The 23,411-nt window shown below is 69.6% G+C and carries 21 protein-coding genes; 12 read left to right on the plus strand and 9 right to left on the minus strand.

Translation table 11 applies throughout. The features are described 5' to 3' along the window. Window positions 1-38 precede the first annotated feature (38 nt). Complete coding sequence (locus ACQ7HM_RS06565) at window positions 39-983, plus strand: Ku protein (protein ID WP_434215401.1); 945 nt, start codon at window positions 39-41, stop codon at window positions 981-983. A gap of 53 nt (window positions 984-1,036) precedes the next feature. On the opposite strand, the gene ACQ7HM_RS06570 is transcribed toward ACQ7HM_RS06565, so the two are convergent. The 4 genes from ACQ7HM_RS06570 to ACQ7HM_RS06585 form a co-directional block, all read right to left on the minus strand. Next, the gene (locus tag ACQ7HM_RS06570; RefSeq protein ID WP_434215402.1) at window positions 1,037-1,825 is read right to left on the minus strand and encodes an SDR family NAD(P)-dependent oxidoreductase; all 789 of its coding nucleotides are present in this window, start codon (window positions 1,823-1,825) and stop codon (window positions 1,037-1,039) included. 41 nt (window positions 1,826-1,866) lie between these two features. Further along, window positions 1,867-3,489, minus strand: a complete 1,623-nt coding sequence (locus ACQ7HM_RS06575) for an FAD-dependent oxidoreductase (protein WP_434215403.1) — start codon at window positions 3,487-3,489, stop codon at window positions 1,867-1,869. 75 nt (window positions 3,490-3,564) lie between these two features. Continuing rightward, on the minus strand, window positions 3,565-4,200 hold the full coding sequence (locus ACQ7HM_RS06580; RefSeq protein WP_434215404.1) for a TetR/AcrR family transcriptional regulator: 636 nt from the start codon (window positions 4,198-4,200) through the stop codon (window positions 3,565-3,567). Between the two features lies 1 nt (window position 4,201). Next, window positions 4,202-5,260: a crotonase/enoyl-CoA hydratase family protein gene (locus tag ACQ7HM_RS06585; protein WP_434215405.1), complete on the minus strand. Its 1,059-nt coding sequence runs from the start codon at window positions 5,258-5,260 to the stop codon at window positions 4,202-4,204. Between the two features lie 65 nt (window positions 5,261-5,325). Between ACQ7HM_RS06585 and ACQ7HM_RS06590 the strand changes: the two genes are divergently transcribed. Next, window positions 5,326-6,138 (plus strand): crotonase/enoyl-CoA hydratase family protein, encoded by an 813-nt coding sequence (locus ACQ7HM_RS06590; RefSeq protein WP_434215406.1) that lies wholly within the window; start codon window positions 5,326-5,328, stop codon window positions 6,136-6,138. A 39-nt stretch (window positions 6,139-6,177) separates the two neighbouring features. On the opposite strand, the gene ACQ7HM_RS06595 is transcribed toward ACQ7HM_RS06590, so the two are convergent. Beyond that, window positions 6,178-7,191, minus strand: coding sequence for a hypothetical protein (locus ACQ7HM_RS06595; RefSeq protein WP_434215407.1), 1,014 nt, complete (start codon window positions 7,189-7,191; stop codon window positions 6,178-6,180). Between the two features lie 221 nt (window positions 7,192-7,412). On the opposite strand from ACQ7HM_RS06595, the gene ACQ7HM_RS06600 reads away from it, so the two are divergent. Together ACQ7HM_RS06600 and ACQ7HM_RS06605 are read left to right on the plus strand one after the other, a co-directional pair. Next, window positions 7,413-10,223: a DUF2232 domain-containing protein gene (locus ACQ7HM_RS06600; RefSeq protein WP_434215408.1), complete on the plus strand. Its 2,811-nt coding sequence runs from the start codon at window positions 7,413-7,415 to the stop codon at window positions 10,221-10,223. A 115-nt stretch (window positions 10,224-10,338) separates the two neighbouring features. Further along, entirely contained in the window at window positions 10,339-11,856 is a 1,518-nt protein-coding gene (locus ACQ7HM_RS06605) for a flavin-containing monooxygenase (protein WP_434215409.1), read from the plus strand. 33 nt (window positions 11,857-11,889) lie between these two features. Here ACQ7HM_RS06605 and ACQ7HM_RS06610 read toward each other — a convergent pair whose 3' ends face one another. Both ACQ7HM_RS06610 and ACQ7HM_RS06615 read right to left on the minus strand, forming a co-directional pair. Continuing rightward, window positions 11,890-12,756, minus strand: coding sequence for a LysR family transcriptional regulator (locus tag ACQ7HM_RS06610; RefSeq protein ID WP_434215410.1), 867 nt, complete (start codon window positions 12,754-12,756; stop codon window positions 11,890-11,892). A 34-nt stretch (window positions 12,757-12,790) separates the two neighbouring features. Further along, window positions 12,791-13,648 carry an NAD-dependent epimerase/dehydratase family protein gene (locus tag ACQ7HM_RS06615; protein ID WP_434215411.1) on the minus strand — a complete coding sequence of 286 codons (858 nt, stop codon included), beginning with the start codon at window positions 13,646-13,648 and terminating at the stop codon, window positions 12,791-12,793. A gap of 182 nt (window positions 13,649-13,830) precedes the next feature. On the opposite strand from ACQ7HM_RS06615, the gene ACQ7HM_RS06620 reads away from it, so the two are divergent. The 3 genes from ACQ7HM_RS06620 (at window position 13,831) to ACQ7HM_RS06630 (ending at window position 16,673) form a co-directional block, all read left to right on the plus strand. Next, window positions 13,831-14,658 (plus strand): SDR family NAD(P)-dependent oxidoreductase, encoded by an 828-nt coding sequence (locus ACQ7HM_RS06620; protein WP_434215412.1) that lies wholly within the window; start codon window positions 13,831-13,833, stop codon window positions 14,656-14,658. Further along, a complete protein-coding gene (locus ACQ7HM_RS06625; RefSeq protein WP_434215413.1) occupies window positions 14,655-15,302 on the plus strand; it encodes a TetR/AcrR family transcriptional regulator in 648 nt (215 codons plus the stop codon). The genes ACQ7HM_RS06620 and ACQ7HM_RS06625 overlap by 4 nt, the downstream gene beginning before the upstream one ends. A gap of 72 nt (window positions 15,303-15,374) precedes the next feature. Then, window positions 15,375-16,673 carry an MFS transporter gene (locus ACQ7HM_RS06630; RefSeq protein WP_434215414.1) on the plus strand — a complete coding sequence of 433 codons (1,299 nt, stop codon included), beginning with the start codon at window positions 15,375-15,377 and terminating at the stop codon, window positions 16,671-16,673. A gap of 13 nt (window positions 16,674-16,686) precedes the next feature. Here ACQ7HM_RS06630 and ACQ7HM_RS06635 read toward each other — a convergent pair whose 3' ends face one another. Next, on the minus strand, window positions 16,687-17,592 hold the full coding sequence (locus ACQ7HM_RS06635) for a LysR family transcriptional regulator ArgP (protein ID WP_434215415.1): 906 nt from the start codon (window positions 17,590-17,592) through the stop codon (window positions 16,687-16,689). A gap of 70 nt (window positions 17,593-17,662) precedes the next feature. Here ACQ7HM_RS06635 and ACQ7HM_RS06640 point away from each other — a divergent pair, with 70 nt between their 5' ends. Then, window positions 17,663-18,286, plus strand: coding sequence for a LysE/ArgO family amino acid transporter (locus ACQ7HM_RS06640; protein WP_434215416.1), 624 nt, complete (start codon window positions 17,663-17,665; stop codon window positions 18,284-18,286). 5 nt (window positions 18,287-18,291) lie between these two features. On the opposite strand, the gene ACQ7HM_RS06645 is transcribed toward ACQ7HM_RS06640, so the two are convergent. Next, window positions 18,292-19,470 carry a sensor domain-containing phosphodiesterase gene (locus ACQ7HM_RS06645; RefSeq protein ID WP_434215417.1) on the minus strand — a complete coding sequence of 393 codons (1,179 nt, stop codon included), beginning with the start codon at window positions 19,468-19,470 and terminating at the stop codon, window positions 18,292-18,294. 337 nt (window positions 19,471-19,807) lie between these two features. Here ACQ7HM_RS06645 and ACQ7HM_RS06650 point away from each other — a divergent pair, with 337 nt between their 5' ends. The 4 genes from ACQ7HM_RS06650 to ACQ7HM_RS06665 are packed head-to-tail and all read left to right on the plus strand — an operon-like array spanning window position 19,808 to window position 23,341. Continuing rightward, window positions 19,808-20,722 carry an ABC transporter ATP-binding protein gene (locus ACQ7HM_RS06650; RefSeq protein ID WP_434215418.1) on the plus strand — a complete coding sequence of 305 codons (915 nt, stop codon included), beginning with the start codon at window positions 19,808-19,810 and terminating at the stop codon, window positions 20,720-20,722. Then, a complete protein-coding gene (locus ACQ7HM_RS06655; RefSeq protein ID WP_434215419.1) occupies window positions 20,719-21,498 on the plus strand; it encodes an ABC transporter permease in 780 nt (259 codons plus the stop codon). The genes ACQ7HM_RS06650 and ACQ7HM_RS06655 overlap by 4 nt, the downstream gene beginning before the upstream one ends. Before the next feature lie 41 nt (window positions 21,499-21,539). Further along, complete coding sequence (locus ACQ7HM_RS06660) at window positions 21,540-22,730, plus strand: sensor histidine kinase (protein WP_434215420.1); 1,191 nt, start codon at window positions 21,540-21,542, stop codon at window positions 22,728-22,730. Beyond that, window positions 22,727-23,341, plus strand: a complete 615-nt coding sequence (locus tag ACQ7HM_RS06665) for a response regulator (protein ID WP_434215421.1) — start codon at window positions 22,727-22,729, stop codon at window positions 23,339-23,341. The genes ACQ7HM_RS06660 and ACQ7HM_RS06665 overlap by 4 nt, the downstream gene beginning before the upstream one ends. The last annotated feature ends 70 nt before the right edge of the window (window positions 23,342-23,411 follow it).

Here is a 23,411-nt window from a genome sequence, read left to right on the forward strand (position 1 = left end):
GGGCCAGGGGGCTGCGCACGGCCCCCGAGGTCGGCACAATGATCCCCATGCGCTCGATCTGGAAAGGCGATCTGAGCTTTGGCCTGGTCAACGTACCGGTCAAGGTGTACTCGGCCACGGAGTCGCACGATCGCACGTCGCACCAGGTCGACGCGAAGGACGGCACCCGCATCCGCTACCGCAAGGTCCGCGAGGGCACCGACACCGAGGTCGAGTTCTCCGACATCGCCAACGCCTACGAGAGCGACAGCGGCGAGACGGTGATCCTCACCAAATCCGACCTCGCCGAGTTGCCGGTACAGAAGAGCCCCGAGATCTCGATCACCGGATTCGTGCCGCGCGAGCAGATCGACCCCATCTACTACGACAAGCCCTACTACCTGGAGCCGGCGTCGAAGTCGCCGAAGGCGTACGTGCTGCTGCGGCAGGCGCTCGCCGACAGCGATCGCGTCGCCGTCGTGACGTTCACGTTGCGCAACCGGACCCGGCTCGCGGCACTCCGGGTGGTCGACAACGTGATGACCCTGCAGACGCTGCTGTGGCCCGACGAGGTCCGCAAGGCCGATTTCCCGGCGCTCGAGGACGAACCGACGATCCGCCCGCAGGAACTCGAGATGGCGCAGTCGTTGATCGACACCATGGCAGGCGATTTCGAGCCGTCGGAGTACGAGGACACCTACCAACTCGAGCTCAGCAAGCTGATCGAGGCGAAAGCCGAGGGCACCGAGGCGTTCCCGGCCACCGAGTCCGACGACACCGGCGATGACGACTCCGAGGTGGCCGATCTGCTCGCCGCGTTGCGCGCGTCGGTGAAGAACCGTGGTGGCTCGGATGATTCGTCGGCCGACGATGCGGGTTCCGACGAGAAGGCGCCCGCGAAGAAGGCCCCGGCCAAGAAAGCCGCGCCCCGCAAGGCCGCCGCGAAGAAGGCACCTGCGAAGAAGGCGCCCGCCAAGAAGGCCGCGGCCAAGAAGTCGGCCTGAGCGTTGCGCCGCGGAGTCGGCAGGTGTTCCCGCTGGGCGGGAAACTCCGCTGACTAGTGGCGTTCGGGACCTCGGTAGACCTGCGCCACCTTGCGTCTACCCACCAGTTTGCCGGCGGCGGGGAGCAGCCGTTGACCGGCGGAGACCAGTGCGGGCAGTCGTCCCGGGATGACCTGATCACGCCCGGAGTCCAACGCCGCCAACGTCTCCCGCGCGATCGTCTCCACCGGCACCTTCGGAATCGTCAACGTGTGCGCACGGTTCTCGGGCGTCCGGGTGGCGTCGAGTGCCTCCACGAGAGGGGAGTCGAACTCGCCGGGGCAGATCAGGTGGACCCCGATACCCTGCGGTTCCATCTCGAATCGGAGCGCGTTCGTGAAACCGACGAGCGCATGCTTCGCGGCGCAGTACGGCGTGTACCCGAAGACGCCGGTGAGGCCCGCCAGGGAGGCGATGTTCACGATCCGCCCGCCGGGATGCGGGAGATGTGGCAGCACAGCTCGAATGGTGTTCACGGTGCCGAAGAAGTTGATGTCCATGACATCGGTGAACGCCGAGGCGGGCAGTGTCTCGAAGTAGCCCTCGCGCATGATGCCCGCGGAGTTGATCACCACGTCGATCGGATGATCGGCGGCGAGGCGGCCGAAGGCCTCCACGAGCGCGTCGGGATCGGAGACGTCGACCGACAGGGTGCGCACGGCGGCGTCGGTGACCTCGGCGCGCAGGGTCTCCGCCGCCGCCGCCAACTTCGCCTCGTCGCGCGCGAGGATGGTGACCCCGACACCGCGTTCGACCAACTGGCGGCTGATCTCGAGTCCCAGACCCGAAGATCCACCGGTCACCACCGCGTGCCGGCCCGCACGTATCCAGGACCCGCGGCCACTCATCTCGTGGTCATCGCGGTGGGGCGGGAGGCCGAGGAACCAGTCGGATTCTTCTGCGGCACATGTGACATCGCCTCCTCGGCCATCGCGGTGATGGTGAGGCTGGGGTTCACACCCGCGTTCGCGGGCACGGTCGAGCCGTCGGTGATGAGCAGGTTCTCGTAGCCGAAGGCGCGGCGGTGGCGGTCCACGACACCGCGTGCGGGTGAGTCGGCGATGACGGCGCCACCCAGGATGTGGGCGGTGGTTGGGCGTGCCAGCAGCGATTCGGTGACGGCGGTGGAACCGTATCCGCCGCCGCCGATGTGGCGGACCGCCGACGCAGCGATCGTGCGGGCGATCGGGAGGTCGCCGAGCGGAGGGTCGCCGTCTCCGACCGCGGTGTCGATGCGGCTGAACCGGTTCCGTCGTCGCAGTCGGAGCGCGGTGTCGGTGCTCTGCATGATGGTGAACACGACCGACCGCTTCGACCACCCCGACAGTCGCGTGGGGCTCAGCCAGCGCAGCGGACGGGTGAGCATCGCGAGCACGAACTGTCCCACCCGCAGGCGACCGCCGGTGAGCGGACCGAACGTGAGGCCCATGGCGTTCCCGCCGAGGCCGTAGGTGTTGTTGGTGAAGTGCGTGTGCTCGTCGGGATGGATGCTCGTGGTGATGGCGATGTCGCTGCGCAGGTCGGCCTTCGGGTCGTTCGACGTGACCGCGACGATGGCCTCGCTGTTGGTGCGCACGAGGTGGCCCAACCGGTCACTCAGTCGGGGCAGGCTCCCGCGGTCGCGCAGGGTGCGCAGCAGCAGGTTGGTGCCCAGCGCGCCGCCCGCCATCACCACACCCCGCGTGCGGATGGTCTGTCGGTCGCGACGCGCGATGCCGCCCGAACGGACGGTGGTGACCTCGTAGCCGTCGGATCCGTCGGCGGCGCCGATCGGACGGATGTCGACGACGGTGCGCTCGGGCTCCACCCGGGCCCCGAGACGCTCGGCCAGATACAGGTAGTTCTTCACCAGGGTGTTCTTGGCGTTGTGGCGGCAGCCGAGCATGCACTGGCCGCACCGGATGCATCCGTCGCGATCAGGGCCGGCGCCGTCGAAGTAGGGGTCGGGGACGCGGACACCGGGTTCACCGAGGAACACGCCGACCTCGGTGGTGTGGATGCGGTCGCTCGCGCCGAGGTCGGCGGCGATGTCGCGCATGAGGCTTTCGCTGGGGCCGTCGCCGACGAACGTCGTGACGCCGAGCATCCGCTGGGCGGTCGCGAAGTGCGGGGCGAGCGCGGTCCGCCAGTCGGCGAGATCCGACCACTGCGGATGCCGGTAGAAATCGTCGGAGTGCGGGACATAGAGGGTGTTGCCGTAGACCAGCGAACCGCCGCCCACACCCACCCCGCTGATGACGGTGACGTGCGAGAACGGGGTCATCGCCATGATGCCGCGCAGGCCCGCGAACGGTGCCCACAGCAGTTTGCCGACCTGCCAGGCGCTCGTGGCGAAATCGGCGTCGGCGTACCGTCGCCCCTTCTCCAGGACGGTCACGTCGTAGCCCTTCTCCACCAGCCGCAGGGCTGCGACGCTGCCGCCGAACCCCGATCCGATGACGACCCAGTCGTGGTCGATCCCCGCCATGTCGCACGCCCTTCATCCGATGACAAGCGTCATCAGATTAGCGCATCGGCGCTCCGCGGGCGAAGAAGATGTCGATCAGCGATCCGACTCCGCGATGGCGACCAGGAAGCGGGTCGAGGCCGCCACCAGCACCTGTCGGTCGGTCGTGTACCCGTCGATCAACCAGGCGGTGCCCGTCTGTCGGATGCCGCCGACGGCCGCGGTCGCGAGCACGCGGCGCTCGGCGTCGTCGATGGGAGGTTGCTGGTCGGCGCGCATCTGCGACAGCAACAGGTCGCCGAACCGGTGGAGGGTGTCGAGGTAGAGGCGGTCGACCCGCGGACTCACCCCGAGGACCTCGAGCCACACCACGCGCGCGAGCAACGGGTTCTGGGTGACGCGGAAGAACGCGTCGAGGCCGTGGCTGGCCCGGGTGACGGTGTGGGCGTCGGCGGGCAGGGCGGCGAGCTGGTCGACGACCGCGGTCATCATCCGGTCGACGCACTCCGCGTACACCGCGAGCAACAGGTCCTCGAGGGACGGGAACTGTTCGTAGAAATAGCGATCGGCCACGCGGGCCTCGCGGCACAGTCCCCGCACGGTGGCCGCGCGGAAGCCCACCGAACCGAAGATCGACAGGCCCGCATCGAGCAGCTGTCGCCGCCGTCGTTCATCCCGCGCCACCGGCGTCTCGCCCCCGTAGCTGCGGCCCCCCTCCCGCACGATGCTCACGTCACCCCTTCTTGTGATCGCCGAACGGCTCGTCGCGCTCCCGCACTGCTTGTTTGAACCCCGATGTCGCCGAACGGGTCTGGAATGCATATCCCTCGCGCGTGTGTCGCGACACCCCGTCGAAGACGGTGCTGATCATGGCCGAGTTGGTCACTCCCTGCGACAGCAGTGCGCTGTTGAGGGCGAGCTTGACCATCATCAACTGGTTGATCGGCATCTGTGCGATGCGGGCGACGTAGTCCTCGACCACCTCGTCGAGACGGTCGGCCGGTGCCGATTCCACCGCGAGACCCCAGTCGAGCGCGGTCTTCCCGTCGATGCTGTCGCCGGTGAACAGCATCCGCTTGGCGCGTTGGTCACCGATCCGATGGGCCCACAGGCCCGTCGAGGGCACACCCCATACGCGCACCGGCGGGTATCCGATGCGGACGTCGTCGGCGGTGATGATCTGGTCGCAGTGCAGGGCGATGTCGGTGCCGCCCGCGATGCAGAAGCCGTGCAGCTTGGCCACCACCGGCTTGTTCGCGTGCAGCAGGCTGGAGAACCCGCGGCCGTTGCGACTCATCATGGCGAAGTCCACCATCGGGTCCCACTGACCGGCCGGGTTGTGGTTGGTCGCCTGCACCAGCGGGTCGAGGACGGTGCCGTCGACGCCCACCTCGTGCACCGACGTCCGCGACTCGTCGGCGCCGGGGTCCTGCCAGCGCTCGGCGAACATGCCGAGGTCGTAGCCACCGCAGAATCCCTTGCCGCGCCCCGACAGCAGGATCACGTGCACGCGGGGGTCGAGATCGGCGTGCTCGACGGCCGCGGCGATGTCGCGCGGGGTGTCGGAGGTGATCGCGTTGCCGTGTGCGGGTCGGTTGAAGGTGATCCGCGCGACGCGGCCGGTGACCTCGTAGGTCAGCGTCGGGTAGTCGAGCGCGTCGGGCGGGGTGCGGTTGCCGACCGCCGACATCGGTGGGCCGGCGGCCCAGTCGTCACGCCATCCGGCGGGACGGTCGCCGCCCTCGGTCGGGGTCGTCAGGTTCGCCCCGTCACTGTTCTCACGGTCGCTCATCGTCGCAACACTATCGCCGGGCCTGACCGGGCCGGGCCCGGACCGCGCAGGTCTAGGGTCGACCCATGTCCGAGCTGGTGCAGGTGCGTCGCGACGGTCCGGTGACCGTCATCGCCATCGACCGCCCCGAGGTGCGCAATGCGGTCGACCGTCCGACCGCCGAGGCCCTCGCGGCGGCGTTCCGTGAGTTCGACGCCGACGAGTCCGCCGCCGTCGCGATCCTGCACGGTCTGGGCGGCACGTTCTGTGCGGGAGCCGATCTCGGCGCCATCGCCGCCGGCGACCCGGAGCGCATCAACCGGTTCGCGCCCGACGGCGACGCCCCGATGGGGGTCTCACGGATGCGGCTGGGCAAACCGGTGATCGCCGCGATCGAGGGATACGCCGTCGCCGGAGGCCTCGAACTCGCCCTCTGGGCCGATCTCCGCGTGGCCGACGAGAACGCGACCCTCGGGGTCTTCTGCCGACGGTGGGGGGTGCCGCTGATCGACGGCGGGACCGTTCGACTGCCCCGTCTCATCGGCGAGAGCCGCGCGATGGACCTCATCCTCACCGGCCGTCCGGTCGACGCCGCCGAGGCCCACGCCATCGGACTGGTCAACCGCGTGGCCCCGGCAGGCACCGCGCTCGACGCGGCGATGTCGCTGGCACGCGATCTCGCGGCGTTCCCGCAGACCTGTCTGCGGGAGGATCGGATGTCGATGCTCGAACAGGACGGACTCTCGCTCGACCAGGCACTGCTCAACGAAACCCGCCACGGCGCGACGTCGCTGGTCAACGGAACGGCGCAGGGCGCGGGTCGGTTCGTGTCCGGCGCGGGTCGGCACGGCACCTTCGACTCCGCGGGCACGGGCGGCGAGGATGCCGCCTCGCACTAGGCGGTCGGATGTGGGCCCCCACCCGTGTCGCCGGCGGGGTCAGGCCTCGGTGGTCGCCACGACCTTCGCGCGTCGGCGAGACCGATATCCGAGAACGGTCGGGACGCCGCCCAGCACCACCAGGGTGATCAGACCCGCGACACCGGCCCACAGCAGCGACCGCGCCACCAGCGGTGCGTTGTCGCGTGCGAGGACCACCTGCGTCTGCCGCACCGACTCCGGTGGGGTGATGGCGGCGTTCGGCCCCAGATCGGCCTGCGCCGCACCGATCCGGCTGTCGATGGTCTGCAGGACGGTGGTCAGCTGCCCGAAGGTCTTGGTGAACGAGTCCGCCGCCTCGACCACGCGGGGTCGTGCGGCCGACAGCGTCGCGAAGCCCTCACTGAGTTGATCGGCCGACGCACGAGCGGAGGAGATGCTCGCATCGACGGTTCCCGCCGACGACCGTGCGGCCGGCCCCAACCCCGCCAACGCCCGCTGCAGTCCGGCGATCGCGGACGACTGCGACGTGAGATCGCCGGTGGCCTTCTGCAGCGATCGCAACGCGGGCAGGCTGCTCCGCGCTCCGGGGATGGCGTTCGACTCGACCGCGGCGACGATGCGGTCGACGAGCGCGTCGACCGGCGCCGCGGCGTCGGACAGCCGCGACACCTCGCCGAGGGCACCCGATGCCCGCGCGGTCAGCTGGGACACCTGCCCGCCGGCGGCCGCCAACGACGGCGCCTGCTCCAGCGCAGACACCAGCTGCTGCGATCCGCGTCCGGCGGTGTCGACCGCGTCGAAGATCTGCCCGACACCGTCGGTCAGGGTGGTCACCGTCGCCGATCCGCCCGACACCGCCGCGGTGAGGAAGCCGAACAGCAGTTTGGCCTCCGACAGCGAATCGCGGGCGGACTGCACCTTCTCCGGTCGGGGGTCGGCGGCCTGCGGCGCCGCGATCGGACGCGACGGTGCGCCGACGGCGAACACCGCCCCGCCGACGATGGCCGACACCGTCACCACGCCGAGGAGGACCGGGACCCATCGGGGCATGGGGGACATCGAGGCTGACACGCCCTCAGCCTAGGTACTCGTCCGACGACGTCGTGGTCGCCGGCGTGCGCGAACTCGCAGCATTTCCTCAGAAACGTGTTCTTCGACGTGGTGGGGGCGTCGCGCCGTCGCGCCGACTCTGGCCGATCTCTCAGGCATCGTCCCGGTCCGCGACGTGGGGCTTCGCTGCTCTGGCACCCTGGATACGGACATGACGAGTGAGCGATGAGAGGGCGGTGGGCGTGAGTTCCGTCCTGGAGAAGACGCGGGTGCGCGGCAAGCCCGCGACCGACCGCCGGCGGTTGCGGATCAGTGCGATCGAGGCCGCCGAGGCCGCGGCACTCGCCGACGTGGCCGCCGCTATCTGCGTGCTGAGCCGGGTGCTGCCGATCGCGGGTGCCGCGATCCTCGTGTCGTCGATCCCGTTCGCCGTCCTCGGTCTCCGACGCCGTCTGTCGGTCTGTGTCCTCGCCGGGGTCACCGGATGGATCGTGGCGTTGCTCTTCGGTGGGTACGGCACGGCGAACATGGTGGCCGCGGCCGCGTTGTCGGGATGTTTCTCCGGCATCGCCCTGCGGCGTCGGTGGTCGCCGCCGACAGTGGTCGTCGGGGCGATCGTCGGGCTCGGCGTCCCGTCTGCGGCGCTGACCACCGCCGGCCTGGCGGTGTTCTCCAGCTACCGCGAGTTCGTCTTCGACAACATCCGCAACGGCGTCGGCGGTGCGGCACGGCTCATCGGCAACGCCGGCGCCACCCAGGTCGAGCAGGTCGACCGCGCGGTGGTGAACGCCCTGCGGTTCTGGCCGATCACCATCCCCGTGGCGACACTGGTCGGTGTTGTCTTCACCGCACTGTTCACCTATCTCTTCGTCAAACGTCCCGCGGAATCGCTGGCCCGCCGTCTGGGCCCGCCGTCGGCCGACGTGCTGGTGGAGGAGACCGGCCGGATCGCACCGGTCCCGATGGAACTGCGGGACGTGTCGGTCACCCACCCCGGCGCCACCACCCCCACCGTGTGGGGCATGAACGCCGACATCCCGCCCGGCCGCATGACCGCGGTGGCCGGACGCAACGGAGCGGGTAAATCGACGCTTGCGCGCGTCATCTCGGGCCGGGCGCCCACGACCGGTGTCGTGATCCGCCCGGGCAACCCCGGCCTCGGTGCGCCCGGCGGCACCGCCGTCATCGGTCAGCGGCCCGAGACCAGCGTGCTCGGGCTCCAGGTCGGAGACGACCTCGCCTGGGGCGAACCCGACATGACCTCCGAACGCTCCCGCGTCCTGCTCGAGCGCGTGGGCCTCGATGTTCCGCTCGACGCCGAGACCTCCCGGCTGTCCGGGGGACAGCTGCAACGACTCGCGATCGCCGGAGCCCTGGCCCGCGACCCGCAGCTGCTGGTGAGCGACGAGAGCACCGCGATGATCGACGCCCCCGGGCGTGAGGCGTTGATGACCACCTACCGCGCGCTCGCCGAGCGCGGCACCGCGGTGGTGCATGTGACCCACGATCTGCGCGAGATCGCGACCGCCGACTCGACGATCGTGGTGCCCGGCGGCGACACCGAACCCGCGACACCGCCTGTGGGCAACCGGCGCAACTGGATTCGCGGCGGGCGCCTCGACGTAACCGGCCTGCGATTCGCCCACGACAGCGGTACCCCGTGGCATCGTGAGGTCCTGGCCGACATCGACATGACCATCGCGCCCGGCCAGACCGTCCTCGTCACCGGCGCCAACGGCGCAGGCAAGTCGACGCTGGCCCGCCTGCTCGCCGGGATCGAGCGGCCCGACGCCGGTGAGGTCCTCCTCGACGGTGAGCCGGTCCGCAACACCCGCGACGGCGCACTGTTCGGCCACCAGTACGCACGACTGTCGCTGGTGCGCTCACGGGTGCGCGACGACATCTGCGACGCGGCCGGTGTCGACCGCTCGAACGGGCGACTGGTGTGGGAGTCGTTGCGCGAGTTGGGTCTCGATCCGTCGGTGGTGGCCGAGATGCGCGTCGACCACCTCAGCGTCGGACAGCAGCGGCGGGTCGCACTGGCCGGGCTCCTCGCCGCCCGCCCCCGTGTGCTGGTGCTCGACGAGCCGCTCGCCGGACTCGACGACGCCTCGAGGATCGCGATGGTGGCGGCACTGCAGCGAGTGCGTGCGTCGGGCACCACGCTCGTGATCGTCACCCACGACCTGAACGAGCTGCGCGCGATCGCCGACCGTGCGATCGACGTCGCCGTCCTGCCGCCGCGCCCACCGACGGTGGAGAAGCGCCCCTCGCGGGCGTCGATGGCGGGTGTGGTGGGACGCGTCCTGCCCCGATCGTCACCGGCACATCGACTGTGGGTGGGCAGCAAGGTGTTCGCCATCGTCGCGACGGCGCTGATGTTCGCGATCGACCCGGGCTGGATCACCGTCGGTGCCTCGGTGCTCATCGCCGCGGTGTGGACCCTCGCCGGTCGGATCCCCGTCGCCGCCCTGCCGCGGCTGCCGTGGTGGATCTTCGTGCTGATGGGTCTGGGCGGGTTCGTGACGGCGATGGGCGGTGGGCGCCCGTTCGTGACGGTGTTCGACGTCCGGCTCGGCCTCGGCGGCGCCAGCACATGGGGAGTGCTGATCTCCATCACGATCGTGTCGTTCTACCTGTCGCTGGTCTTCTGCTGGACCACACCGATGGCCGAGGTGCCCGCGTTCGGGCAGCGGCTGGTCGGCTGGGGGCGGCGGGTGCGTATCCCGCTGCAGCCCGTGGCGGTCGCGGTGACCGTCGCGCTGCGGCTGTTGCCGTTCATGATCTCCGACTTCCGGGTGCTGCTGCAGACGGTCGGTCAGCGTCGTACGCCCGGGAAGCGGTCGGCCCAGCAGCGGGTCGAGCAGTGGTCGGCATGCATGCCCATCGCGTGTTCGCTGGCGGTGCAGAGTGCGCGCGAGGTGGCCACCGCGATGGACAACCGCGGGGGGATCGGGTCGGTGGCCCGTGCCGATCGTCGCCCGGGGATCGCCGACGTGGTCGCCATCGTGTTCGTCGCCGCGGTGGTGGTCGCGGCGATCGTCGTAGGCTGAGATCAACGGCTGCGCCGCTATTGACGGTTCGTCAATAAGAGCGTTATTGTCGATGAGTCAATAAGCGTCCGGTGGGCTCGTCAGCCGGATCGGCTCCGATGCGGAGAGGATCATCATGACCCAGGCAGGCACGTCCGAGACCCGGTCGGATTCAGCAGTCGAGTTCCGTGACGTGCTGATCGTCGGTGCGGGACTCTCGGGCATCGACGCCGCGTACCGACTGCAGGAACGCAACCCCGGTCTGAGCTACGCGATCCTCGAGCGCCGCGAGGCGATCGGCGGCACCTGGGATCTCTTCCGCTATCCCGGTGTCCGCTCCGACAGCGACATCTACACGCTGAGCTACCCGTTCCGCCCGTGGGACGGCGAGAAGTCCATCGCCGACGGCGACGACATCCGGCAGTACCTCGTCGACGCCGCCGCCGACTACGGCATCGACGAGAAGATCCGCTACGGCGTCCATGTGCTCTCCGCCGATTTCGACACCACCGTCGACCGGTGGACGGTGGAGACCGAGATCGACGGCAAGCCCGTCACCTACCAGGCGCGGTTCTTCCACCTGTGCACCGGCTACTACGACTACGACGGCGGCTATACGCCTGACTTCGCGGGGCTCGACCGCTTCGCCGGTCAGGTCGTGCACCCGCAGAAGTGGCCCGAGGATCTCGACTACTCCGGCAAGAAGGTCGTCGTGATCGGCAGCGGCGCCACCGCGATCACGTTGATCCCCAGCATGTCCCGCGACGCCGAGCACGTGACGATGCTGCAGCGGTCGCCCACCTACATCACCGTGTTGCCCTCGGTCGACAAGGTCGCGCACGCACTGCAGAAGCGCCTGCCCGCGCCGCTCGCGAGCAAGATCATCCGCGGGAAGAACGCGGGTATCTCACTGGCGTTCTACCTCTACTGCCGCCGCTACCCCGGCTCGGCGCGGGCGCGCCTGCGCGGGCTGGCCAAGCGGATCCTGCCCGACGGCTTCGACGTCGACACGCACTTCAACCCGACCTACGACCCGTGGGATCAGCGGCTGTGCGTCGTCCCCGACGCAGACCTGTTCCGCGCCATCAAGTCCGGCAAGGCCGGGATCGTCACCGACACGATCGACAGCTTCGACGAGACCGGCATCCGGCTGTCGTCGGGCGACCACCTCGACGCCGACATCGTCGTCACCGCCACAGGTCTGCAGTTACAGGTGTTCGGCGGGATCAGCTTGGCCGTCGACGGCGAGAAGGTCACCCCGGGTGAGCGTTTCCTCTACCGGGGCCGGATGCTCGAAGGCGTCCCCAACTTCGCGTGGACGTTCGGCTACACCAACGCCTCGTGGACCCTGCGCGCCGACCTCACGTCGAAGGCCGTTGCAGATCTGCTGCACTACATGGACTCCCACGGCTACACCCACGCCTACCCCGACCGGGGTGGCAAGGAACTCCCCGACGTCCCGATGGTCGATCTGTCGAGCGGTTATGTCGCCCGGTCGGCGGGTGCCCTGCCCAAGGCCAGCGCGGCCAAGCCGTGGACGGTCCGCGCGAACGTGGTCCTCGACGCGATCGACGCCAAGCGCGACAAGATCACCGAGTCGATGACGTTCGGGACCGCGCGCCAACCGGCCGCGGCGGGACGTCGCGGAGCCTGACCGACTCCGAAGCCAGCCGACCGCAACGGTGTCTCATTCGGGAAGCAGAGCTCGCGCGACCTCGATGACGTCGTCGACCAGCGGTGTGCGCCTCCCGGTCGGACAGGCGAGTGCCACGAGGTTCGGCCCGAGGTCGTCGACCGCGAGTGCGACCACACCGCGCCGCGTGTAGAAGCCGGCAGTCGACGCCGGGAGTACCGCGATGCCGGTGCCGTCGGCGACGAGTTCGAGCTTCTCCTCCACGCTGTGAATGGCCGGAATCGCAGGCCGCGAGCCCGTTCGGATCTCGACCGCCACCTCTCGCCACTCCGGGACGGCGTCGGGATCTTGTAGGAGGTGCTCGTCCGCCAGGTCGGCGATGGACACGGAGTCACGGTCGGCCAGCGGATGATCCGCCGCCACCACGGCAACTCTCGGCTCGGTGAACAGGTGGTGGATTTCGAGGCCCGTCTGATCGATCGGCAGGCGCACGATGCTGACGTCGGCGCGACCGTCGTGCAGGACCTCCACCTGGTCGTCCCACCCGGTTCGGAGCAACCTCGTGGTCAGGTCCGAATGCTCGGCACGCATCGCCTGCACGACCGTTGTGAGCGTGATGCCCGGCATGAAACCGATGGTGAAGGTGATGCCACCGTCGGCGGCGGCCCGCACCCGGCGGGTGAGTGCCTCGGCCGACGTCAGCAGCGGGCGCGCCTCGATGAGAAGTTGCCGACCTGCCGGTGTGAGAGCGGTCCCGCGACGATCGCGGTCGAACAGCGCCACACGTAACTCGTCCTCGAGTGCGCGGATCTGGCGGGACAACACCGGTTGTGCGATGTGCAGACGGTCGGCAGCGCGGCCGAAATGGAGCTCGTCGGCGACCGCGACGAAGTAGCGGAGCTTGCGCAGATCGACGTCCATCGCTCACCTCATCCCCTTCTCCGGCGTCATTGTCTCAACCGCGTGCGAACTCTCCCAGGGGATCGTTGTGCCGGGGAGCCCAACCGAGATCGGTCTTCGCCCTGGCCGCGGTGAACTGCTGGTCGAGGACGAAGGCGTCGGCAACCGGTCCCATGGCGGTGCGGGCCTGGTCGAGAGTGATCGAGGCGGTCTGGTCTGTCAGTCCCACTCCCCGTGCGCAGGCCTCGACGACCTCCTTCGCGGTCGGAGCGACGTCCCCGACGCCGAGGTACACCGAAGCTGCCGGCGCCGACAGGGCGGCGACGTAGAGCCGCGCGAGATCGTCGACGTGGATCAGCGCCCAGTGGTTGGCTCCGTCACCGATGTAGGGGAGTGCGCCGCCGGCCTTGCCCGGACGGATGAAGAACTCCTCGATCAGACGGTTGTCGCCCCCGTAGAGCAAACCGGGTCGGACGACGACCGGCCGCCCGCCGGTTGCCGCACGGGCGAGCACCGCGTCCTCCACGGGCCGTCGCCACGCGACCAGGCCGGGCGGGTTCCATGGCGCGGTCTCGTCCGCGACGCCATCGGTGTTCCCGTAGACCCAGCTCCCGCCGGTGTGCATGTAGACCCCCGCGCCGATCCCGTCCTGCATCGCCGTCGCCGCGGCAAGATCCTCGTCGCCGCCGGTCGCCTGGGCCAGATGGATGACCGCCTCGGCGCGTGCCGCGGCCTGGTTGAGTACCTCCAGGTCGCCGAGTCCGCCGCGGACACTGGTGGCGCCGAGCGCCTTTACGACGCCTTCGGCGCGCTCGCTTCGGGCCAGCGCCTCCACGCTGTGGCCCTGCCGGACGAGCTCGCCGATGATCGACTGCCCGATGTAGCCGGAGCCTCCGGTGAGAAGCACCTTCATGTCAATTCCTTTCCATCGCAATTGGTTCCACTTCACCGTGCCGCGATGTCGCACCGACGTCCAATACCTCGTCGGTCGCCTGTGATGCCCGCAGGGTATGTCGCGGCACAGCCCGCTTCGGGCTAGGTGTACTGTAAGTACAGTACATTTTTACCCACGAAAGGAACACGATGCGGGTGTGGATGGTGACCGGTGCTTCGCGAGGGTTCGGCCTCGAGATCGTGCGGCGAGCGCTGGATGGTGGTGACGCTGTGGTCGCGTGCGCGCGGCGCCCGGAGGAGATCGTCGACAACGTCGATGCCACCGGGGCCGCTGATCGCCTGATGACCGCGGTGCTCGATGTGACCGACACGGCCCAGGTCGAGGCGGCGGTGGAGTCGGCGGTCGCACGGTTCGGACGCATCGACATCGTGGTGAACAACGCCGGCCGCGGCATGGTCGGTGCGGTGGAGGAGGTGACCGACGGCGAGGCCCGAGCTCTGTTCGACGTCAACGTCTTCGGCGTGTTGACGGTGACGCGTGCGGTACTCCCGGTGCTGCGCCGACAGCGCTCCGGACACGTGATCATGATGAGTTCGATGGGGGGTTTCAGCCAGCCTGGCGCCGGTTGGGGCATCTACGGCGCGTCGAAGTTCGCCGTCGAGGGCTTCAGCGAGGCCCTACGAAACGAGGTGTCCCCTCTGGGGATCGCGGTCACCCTGGTCGAACCGGGGGTGTTCAGGACCGATTTCCTCGACGGGAGCTCGCTCGACACGGCACGTGAGGTCATCGCCGACTACGCCGACACCGCGGGACGCACCAGAGACGGCGCCGTGGCGCGCAACCGGACTCAGCAGGGTGACCCGGCGAAGGCGGCGGCAGCGATCATCGACGTCGCAGGCCGGCCGGACGCACCGTTGCGCCTGCCTCTCGGCGCCGACGCGGTGGCGGCGATGGAGGCCAAGATGGTCGCCGTCTCGGCCGATCTGGATGCGACCCGCGCCGTTGCGACGGCCACGGCGTTCTCGTGAGCGGCACACCGCGGCAGCCGCAGACGCGGCTCGACCGTCCGCGGTCGCGACGTGTGCACGAGGCCGTACTCGACGCCACGGCCGACCTCTTGGCCGAGGGAGGGTTGGCAGCGGCGACGACAGATGCCGTGAGCGCACGGTCGGGAGCGAGCAAGACGACGCTGTACAAGCACTGGCCCAACAGATTGACGCTCGCGGTCGAGGCGTTCGCTGCGCACATGACCGACACCGTCGCGCCCCCCGACACAGGCAGCACGGAGGGGGATCTGCGCGCCCACATGCGGATGGTCGCCGAGTTCTACGCGACGGCACAGGGCCGCATCTACGCCGAGTTGCTGGCGGCGGCGGTCACCGATCCGGTGGCTGCGGATCTGCTGCGTACCCGGTTTCTCGACCACCGCCGTGAGGTGGTTCTCGCGACGTGGCGCCGGGGTCTCGATCGTGGAGATGTGGACCCCACGCTGGACTTCCAGGCCGTCAACGATGTCCTGTTCGGTCCCATCATCTTTCGTCTCGTCTCCGGACATGCGCCCCTGAGTCCTGACGAGGCCGACCTCATCGCCGACGTCGCTCTGCGCGGTGTGCTCGCCGGTCGAGGATCGCGGCCGCATGATCGGCGGAGACCCACCTCTCGGAGCGACTGAGCAACCGTCTCGGTGCGCGCCGGACAACAATTCCATGGCGACAGAGCCCCCGAAACGGGCATCCTGGACGGCGTGAGCGTGGCGGAGAAGTCGACCGGCGCCGAGCGATCGCGGTTGCCGCGTGCTCTGGTGCCGTTGGCGCGTCGCCAATACCGGTTGCTGGCGATGGGGCTGGTGCTGGCGACGTTCGCCGACGGCATCTGGACCGTCGGCGTCGTCTGGCAGGTCATCGCCCTCGGCGGCGGTCCCGGTGCGCTGTCGGCGATCACCACGCTGGCCGCGGTCGGGATGGTCGTGTCCACCCTGTTCGGCGGGGTGCTGGCCGACCGGATGTCGCAGCGCACCATCCTCATCGCGCTCGAGGTGGTCAAGCTCGTCGCCATCGGCGGCGTCGGACTCCTCGGCGTCACCGGGAACCTCGGCGTCGGGGCGCTCGCGGTCGTCGGGCTGATCGGTGGCGTCACCACGGGCATCTACTACCCGGCGTACTCGGCGTTGGTGCCCCGCGTGGTGCCGTCGGCGGAACTGCTGGCGGTCAACGGGTTCGAGGGGACGCTGCGTCCGGTCGTCTTCCAGGCCGCGGGGCCGGCGCTGGCGGGCGGGCTCATCGCCATCTCCGCACCGCCGGCGGCCATTCTCGGCTCGGCGGTCGCGAGCGCGCTGTCGGCGGTCTTCTACCTCCGGATGCGACCGGTCCCGGTCGATGGTGTGACCGTCGACCGCGAGGCAGACGACCGGCATCCGCTGCGCCGCACCGTGGCCGAGATCGCCGAGGGCTTCGGCTACATGTGGCGCACCCTGTGGCTGTCGGCGACGCTGCTGTTCGCACTCATCCTGGTGATGATGACCGCGGGTCCGCTCGAGGTGTTGGTCCCGTTCGCGATCAAGGACCGCGCGGGCGGGGACGCCGGATCGCACGCCATGGTGTTGGCCGCCTTCGGTGTCGGCGGTGCGCTGGGTTCGCTGTTCATGGCGTCGCGACCCATGCCGCGTCGCTACCTGACGATCATGTTCGTGGTGTGGGGGCTCAGCGGGTTGCCGTTGATCGCCTTCGCGTTCGCCGACCGGGTCGTGATGTTCGTCGTGGCCGCGTTCGTCATGGGCATCACGTTCGACGCGCCGATGGTGCTGTGGGGCACGTTGCTGCAACGTCGGGTGCCGCCGGAACTGCTGGGCCGTGTCTCGAGTCTGGACTTCTTCGTCTCGGTCGCCTTCATGCCGGTGTCGATGGCGCTCGCCGCGCCGGTCGCGGGCGCTCTCGGTCTCACCACGACCTTCCTCCTGGCCGCGGTCATCCCGATCCCGGTCGCCGTGATCGCCTACGTCGCAGCGCGACTCGACCGCGACGAGATCGCGCATCCCCTCCGGTGACTCCGCGACGGTGTCACACGAGGTAGTCGCGACTCGCCGCGACCACGAGGTCGGTCAGCTCGGCGATCAGCGGTGAGTTGACCGTCCAGTACTGCCAGTACAACTCGATGTCGACATGGTCATCGGAAAGAGTCACCACCGACCCGTCGGCGAGGGCGTCGGCGATCTGGGCCTGCGGCACCGTGCCCCAGCCGGCGCCGAGTTCGACGGCGCGGTGGTACTCGGTCGACGCCGGGATGTAGGTGGTCGGTGGCGACAGTCGCGTGCGTGTGTGGCGACGGATGAGTGCAGCCATGATCGTGTCCTTACGGTCGAACGCCACCATGGGCGCCCGCGCGAGATCCCGGGCGTTCAGCCCGTCGGGGAACCACCGGTCGGCGAACTCGGCACTCGCCACGGGGAGGTAGCGCGTGGCACCGAGGCGGCGCCCGGTGCACCCGCGGATGGGGGTGGGATCCGAGGTGAGGGCGCCGAGCACCTGTCCCGACCGCAGGTACTCGGTGTTGTGACTCTCGTCGTCGCGCATCACCTCGATGGCGACGTCGAACCGGTTCTGCATGTCGACGATCACCGGGAGCAGCCAGATGGCCAGCGAATCGGCGTTGCTGGCGATGGGCAGGTGCACCCGAGCGCGGTCGCGCGGATCGTCGGGTTCCTGATCGACGGCACCGGTCAGCTCCGCGAAGGCACTGGAGGTCAACAGGTCCCACTGCTTGGCCAGCCGTAGGAGCACCTCGCCGTCGGTGGTCGCGACGCAGGGTTTGCTGCGGCGCACCACCACCCGCCCGACGTCGGACTCAAGGGCCTTGATGCGCTGACTGACCGCGGACGGCGTCACGTGCAGTGCGCGGGCGGCGGCGTCGAAGGTTCCCTCGCGCACCACCGCGGCAAGGGTCGCGAGTCCGTCACTGCTGATCATGAAGCGATTCTAATGATTCGTGAAAAACATTCGCTGGAATGATGACGGACGGAGCCCTAACGTCGTCGGCATGAACCCCGTGCCCATCGCGCTGACCGGTCTCGCCACCGGCGCCGGACTGATCATCGCGATCGGCCCGCAGAACGTCATGGTGCTGCGCAACGGCGTCGCACGGACCCACGTCGTCCCCATCGTCGCGGTGTGTGCCGTGTCCGATCTCGTGCTGATCCTCGCCGGCGTGGTGGGACTCGGCGCCGTCGTGTCCGGGCACCCGGGGATCGTGACGGTGGCGACCGTGCTCGGCGCCGGCTACGTGATCGTGTTGGGACTCATGGCAGCTCGTCGCAGTCTGTCGCCGGCGGCCATCTCGAGCGACGAGGTCACCTCACGAGGCGGAAGCCGGTCGAGGTGGGCGGCCGTCGGTGCCGCCCTCGCCCTCACCTGGCTCAACCCGCACGTCTACCTCGACACCGTGCTGACCCTCGGGGCGATCGCCAACAGCCACGGTCCGAACGGCAAGTGGGCGTTCGCGATCGGGGCGTGCGCGGCCAGCATCCTGTGGTTCTGCGCCCTGGGTTTCGCCGCGGGCAAGCTCGCGCCGCTCTTCACCCGCCCGCGCGCCTGGCAGATCCTCGACGCGTTCGTCGCCGTCGTGATGCTGGCCGTCGGGGCGACGCTGCTCGCGTCGCTGTAGACGTCTCAGCGCGGGGCGAGGTCCACGATGATCGACCGCGCGATCTCGGCGACCACGGTGCGGTCGGTCGTGATGCACCAGCGGTAATCTCCCGAGCCCGGCCCACCGATCGCGGTCGCGATGACGGCGACGGCATGACCGGCGGCGATCACCGCGACGGCGAACGTGTCGTCGGGTGCGGTGTCCGGGGTGATGGGTCCCAGTACGCCCGGCTGCGGCGCGCGACCGAGCCCCGGGCCGGTGAGACCGACGAGCAGTTGCCGCTGGGCGAGATCGCGGTACCGGGCGGCGATCTCCGCGGAGATGTGACGTGCGCCCTGGAGGGAGGCGACCACACACCCGGGGGTGGTCTCGGCCAGTGCTGCGGTCTCGACCGCATCGCACATCGACAACACATCGGCCAGAGAACCGACCGCCGTGGGCACCCGGTCGGAGATCGCGCGCAGCGGATCGACGCGTCCGCGCGTCGGGTCGACCAGGCGGGGTCGCGGTCCCACCAGAGGCGCGACATCCGACAGTGGGCCGGGGCGGCCGTACCGGAATCCCTGGCCGAGGGTCGCGCCCAGTTGCTCGGCGCACCGCTCGTGGGCGGTGGTCTCGACCCCCTCGGCGATGATCGCGACGTCGTGGCGGCGGGCGTACTCGCCGGCGATGGTGATCGCCAGCGCGATCTCGATGGTCGACTCGTCCATGTGGGTGAGCCCGCGGTCGAACTTCACCACGTCGGGGGCGATGACATCGAGCAGGGCGAGGCCGTCGACCCGCGCACCGACGTCGTCGAGCGCGATGCCGTATCCCGACCGCCGCGACTGCTCGACCGTGCGCAGAACGCTCGACGGATCGCTGAGCAGGGTGCGCTCGGTGAGTTCGAGGACGATCTGGATACCCGACTCGGCGACATCGGCGAGCAACCGGTCGTCCTGCCACGGCGGCGGCGAGGCCAGGGTGTCCGGTTCGACGTTCATGAACAGGTACTGGCTGCGGTCCATCTCGTCGACCACGGCGGTCTCGAACGCGCGGCGCCGGCACCACCAGTCGAGGCGTGCCACCTCACCGCGGGCGCGGGCGACGTCGAACGCCTCCACCGGGTTGACTCCGGGTGACTCCGGCCACCGTGCCAACGCCTCGAACCCGATGACGTCACGGCTGTCGAGCCGCACGATGGGTTGGAAGACCGGCGCCACCCGCGAGGGGTGGTCGAGTATGTGGGTGATCCCACGTCTGATCGGCGCCAACGAACACCCTGCTCACGTCTGGTGATCCGACCGTGGATACGTCGGATCGAAATGTCACATCGCATGAGAAGTGCTGATCGCGCTGGTAGTTCCCCCCACCACCGCGGCACCGCCCCCCGAGGCCTGTCGTGGGGAAAGCGTAACGCACACACCGAACACGCTGTGGTGCCGTGAAGACGCGATCCGCCATCCTGGTCGCGGCCGGTAGACGGATCCACCGATCGGTGGATCGTGGTGTAACCGGACGGTCGATGCCGCGAACCGTTCTCGCGGCGACGCTGATCACATGGCAATCATCCGAGTGGAACATCTGAGCAAGGGCTACCCCGGTGGTCGCGGCGTCGTCGATGTCGGATTCGAGGTGGCCGAGGGCGAGATCTTCGGGATTCTCGGCCCCAACGGCGCGGGCAAGACGACGAGCGTCGAGTGCATCGGTGGGCTGCGCGCCCGCGACGGCGGGGTCGTGGAGGTGGCCGGACACGACCCGGCCGACGAGTCACCCGAACTCCGCGAAGTGGTGGGGATCCAACTGCAGGAGTCGTTGCTGCCGGACAAGATTCGTGTCGGCGAGGCGCTCGCGCTCTACGCGAGCTTCTACCGCAACCCCTTCGACATCGGCGAGCTCGGCGAACGGCTCGGGCTGGGGCCGCACCGCGACGTCGCGTTCTCCCGTCTGTCCGGCGGGCAGAAGCAGCGACTGTCGGTGGCGCTCGCGCTCGTCGGTCGTCCCCGCGTCGCGATCCTCGACGAACTCACCACCGGCCTCGACCCGCAGGCGCGACGGGAGGTGTGGGGGCTGCTCGAGGACCTGCGGTCCACCGGCGTCACGCTGTTGCTGGTGTCGCATTTCATGGAAGAGGCTCAGCGCCTGTGCGATCGGGTCGCCGTCATCGACCGCGGACGGGTCGTCGCCCTCGGGACGCCGGCCGAACTCGCCGACCGTGTGGGCGGAGCGCAGGTGATGACCTTCGTGCCGTCCGCGCCCATCGATCTCGCCCCGATCCGCTCGCTGACCTCGGTGTCCGACACCGAGACCCGTGGCGAGGTGGTGCACGTCACCGGCGACGCCGAGATGGTCGCCGACGTCCTCGCCGCGCTGCGCACGCAGGGGGTGTCCGCCGGGCACCTCCGCGTCGACCAACCCACCCTCGACGACGCTTTCGTCTCGCTCGTCACCCACGGAAAGGAACTGCGGTCATGACCACCACGCTCTCGTCACGAACATCCGGAGTCGCACTGCCCCATGGGCTGTCCGGCATCCTCCGCTCCGAGGCGCGCCTCATGGCCCGCAACCCGGCGCTGGTGGCGTGGGTCGCCGCCCTACCGCTGATCGCGTCGATCGTCCTGGGGGCCATCCCCGCCACCACCCGACCGGTCGCCGGCCTCGACGGGTCGAGCTGGTTCACCGCCTATCAGCCGATCCTGGTGATGTTCTCGGCGGTGCTGCTGAGCGTGCAGATCCTGCCCGACGTGCTCACGCGCTACCGGGAGATGGGGATCCTGCGGCGCCTGCGGACCACACCGGCGTCACCGGCGGCGCTGCTGGCGGCGCAGGTGATCCTGTGTCTCGTCGTCGAGGTCGTCGTGGTCGCGGCGATAGTGGCCGTCCCTGCCGCGTTCGGCGCGCCGCTGCCGCGCAACGGGATCGGGTTCGTGATCGCCCTCGCCTTCGCCGTAGCGGCCATGCTGTCGATCGGGATGATGCTCGCGAGTGCATTCCGCAGCAACAAGATCGCGGCGGCCGTGGGCACCGTGCTGTTCTTCGCGCTGCAGTTCTTCGCCGGACTGTGGATACCGCGTGCGTCGATGCCGGGCTGGCTACGGGGGATCTCCGACGGGACGCCCAGCGGGTCGGCGGTCGGTGCGCTGACCAGTGCCATCGACGGTGGGTGGCCGAGCCTGGCGCATCTCGGGGTCCTCGCGGCGTGGACCGTCGTCCTGGCGGCGGTGTCGGTGCGGGTCTTCCGGTGGGAGTGAGCTCCGGGGTGTCGGGGCCCACGGCGTGGCAGGATCAGCCCATGCGTGCCCAGCAGCGCACACCGGAGCCCCTGAACTGGCAGCGGTTCGACATCGCGCCGGTCTGGCTGACGGTGATCCCCGGTGGGCTCATCCTCGCGTCGCTCGCGATCAGTGCGCTCGTCGGACTGCCCGGCGACACCGATTCCTTCGTCGCCCTGATCGTCCTGTCGGCAGTGGCCTTCGCGCTGCAGTGTGCGTGGGTGCGACGCGCGACGGTGTCGGGCCCGATGCGCGTGGTGATCGTGGTCGCGCAGCTCGCGCTCACCGCGTCGCTGATCTACCTGAGCCCGTTCTACGGCATCTACGCGTTCATGGGGTACCTCACCGCTTTGATGATGTTCACCGGCGCCGGTCTCTGGATCGCGATGGGCGCGAACGCCGTGCTGGCGGCGGTGTCGCAGATCGGTGGGTTCGATCAGCTCGGGCGGTCGTGGCCGGCGTTCTGTGTTCTCGTGCTGATCAACACCGGGCTGGTCGTCCTGTTCAGCTGGGTGGGGTCGCGTCGCGACGAGGAGGTCGCCCGCCGCGAGGAGGCGGTGCACGAGCTCGAGCAGGCGCAGAAGCGCAATGTTGTACTGCAGGAACAACTCCTGCTCCGGGCACGGGAACAGGGTGTCCTCGAGGAACGCGCCCGACTGTCGCGGGAGATCCACGACACCGTCGCCCAGGACCTCGTCGCCATCGTGAGTCAGCTCGAGGCCATCGACGGCACCGACTGGGAGGCCCGGGTCGACACCGCGAAGGATCTCGCCCGCTCCGGGCTCGGCGAGGCCCGACGTGCCGTGTACGCACTGCGGTCGCCGATGCTCGACGCGCAACCGCTGCCCGTCGCGGTGACCGAACTGGTGAACGCGTGGGCGACGGTGCACCGGCTCGCCGCGCACGTCGAGATCGCCGGGGACCCCGTCCCCACCGACGCCGATCAGGACCTCCTGCGGATCTGCCAGGAGGCGTTGTCGAACGTGTCGAGGCACGCGCACGCGCAGGTCGTCGATGTCAGCCTGTCCTACGTCGAGGAGGGCGTTCTGCTCGACATCAAGGACGACGGCGACGGCTTCGACCCGCGACGGATCCGTGAGGGCAACGGACTGCGTGGCATGCGCGAGCGGGTGTCGTCGTCGGGTGGCACGGTCGACATCGCCACCAAGATCGGCGAGGGGTGCCTGGTCAGCGCGGTGGTACCCGCGTGACCATTCGACTGGTGATCGCCGACGACCACCCGATCGTGCGCGACGGCGTGACCGGCATGCTCGCCGGCGACGAGCGGATCGAGGTCGTCGGTGCGGCGTCCTCGGGGCCCGAGGCGGTCGCGCAGGTCGCCGATCTCGACCCCGACGTCGTGCTGATGGACCTCCGGATGCCCGGCGGTGACGGCGTGCCCGCGATCGCGGAGCTGCGCCGCCGCGACCGCAACCGACCTCGGATCCTGGTGCTGACCACCTTCGACACCGACCGCGACATCGCGGGCGCGATCGACGCCGGCGCCGACGGATATCTGCTCAAGGCTCTCGGTCGCGACGAACTGATCGCGGCCGTCGTCGACGCCGCGGCCGGACGAAGCGTGTTGGCGCCCAGCGCCGCACAGAGCCTGATGGCGCGACGACACCACGAGGAGTTGACCGACCGTGAGATCGAGGTGTTGGCGCGCATCGCCGGTGGAGGGACCAACCGCACGGTCGCGCAGGGGCTGGTGATCAGCGAGGCGACAGTCAAAACCCATCTGTTGCACATCTATTCGAAGCTCGGCGTGCGTGACCGCGCCGCCGCGGTCCGCGTCGCCTACGAACGCGGCCTCCTCTGACCCACAGTCGACCGTGCCCATCGATCGTGCACATGATCGCGTCGACCGTGCACTTGTCCGCGTCGATCGG

Source organism: Williamsia sp. MIQD14 (assembly GCF_051025635.1).
In the GTDB taxonomy this organism is placed as follows: domain Bacteria; phylum Actinomycetota; class Actinomycetes; order Mycobacteriales; family Mycobacteriaceae; genus Williamsia_A.

What these genes read in the sequence shown, in the direction of transcription:
- ACQ7HM_RS06565 (WP_434215401.1), top strand. Translation starts at nt 39, where the DNA reads ATGATCCCCATGCGCTCGATCTGGAAAGGCGATCTGAGCTTTGGCCTG.
- ACQ7HM_RS06575 (WP_434215403.1), bottom strand. Translation starts at nt 3,489, where the DNA reads ATGGCGGGGATCGACCACGACTGGGTCGTCATCGGATCGGGGTTCGGC.
- ACQ7HM_RS06585 (WP_434215405.1), bottom strand. Translation starts at nt 5,260, where the DNA reads ATGAGCGACCGTGAGAACAGTGACGGGGCGAACCTGACGACCCCGACC.
- ACQ7HM_RS06590 (WP_434215406.1), top strand. Translation starts at nt 5,326, where the DNA reads ATGTCCGAGCTGGTGCAGGTGCGTCGCGACGGTCCGGTGACCGTCATC.
- ACQ7HM_RS06605 (WP_434215409.1), top strand. Translation starts at nt 10,339, where the DNA reads ATGACCCAGGCAGGCACGTCCGAGACCCGGTCGGATTCAGCAGTCGAG.
- ACQ7HM_RS06610 (WP_434215410.1), bottom strand. Translation starts at nt 12,756, where the DNA reads ATGGACGTCGATCTGCGCAAGCTCCGCTACTTCGTCGCGGTCGCCGAC.
- ACQ7HM_RS06615 (WP_434215411.1), bottom strand. Translation starts at nt 13,648, where the DNA reads ATGAAGGTGCTTCTCACCGGAGGCTCCGGCTACATCGGGCAGTCGATC.
- ACQ7HM_RS06620 (WP_434215412.1), top strand. Translation starts at nt 13,831, where the DNA reads ATGGTGACCGGTGCTTCGCGAGGGTTCGGCCTCGAGATCGTGCGGCGA.
- ACQ7HM_RS06635 (WP_434215415.1), bottom strand. Translation starts at nt 17,592, where the DNA reads ATGATCAGCAGTGACGGACTCGCGACCCTTGCCGCGGTGGTGCGCGAG.
- ACQ7HM_RS06640 (WP_434215416.1), top strand. Translation starts at nt 17,663, where the DNA reads ATGAACCCCGTGCCCATCGCGCTGACCGGTCTCGCCACCGGCGCCGGA.
- ACQ7HM_RS06650 (WP_434215418.1), top strand. Translation starts at nt 19,808, where the DNA reads ATGGCAATCATCCGAGTGGAACATCTGAGCAAGGGCTACCCCGGTGGT.
- ACQ7HM_RS06655 (WP_434215419.1), top strand. Translation starts at nt 20,719, where the DNA reads ATGACCACCACGCTCTCGTCACGAACATCCGGAGTCGCACTGCCCCAT.
- ACQ7HM_RS06660 (WP_434215420.1), top strand. Translation starts at nt 21,540, where the DNA reads ATGCGTGCCCAGCAGCGCACACCGGAGCCCCTGAACTGGCAGCGGTTC.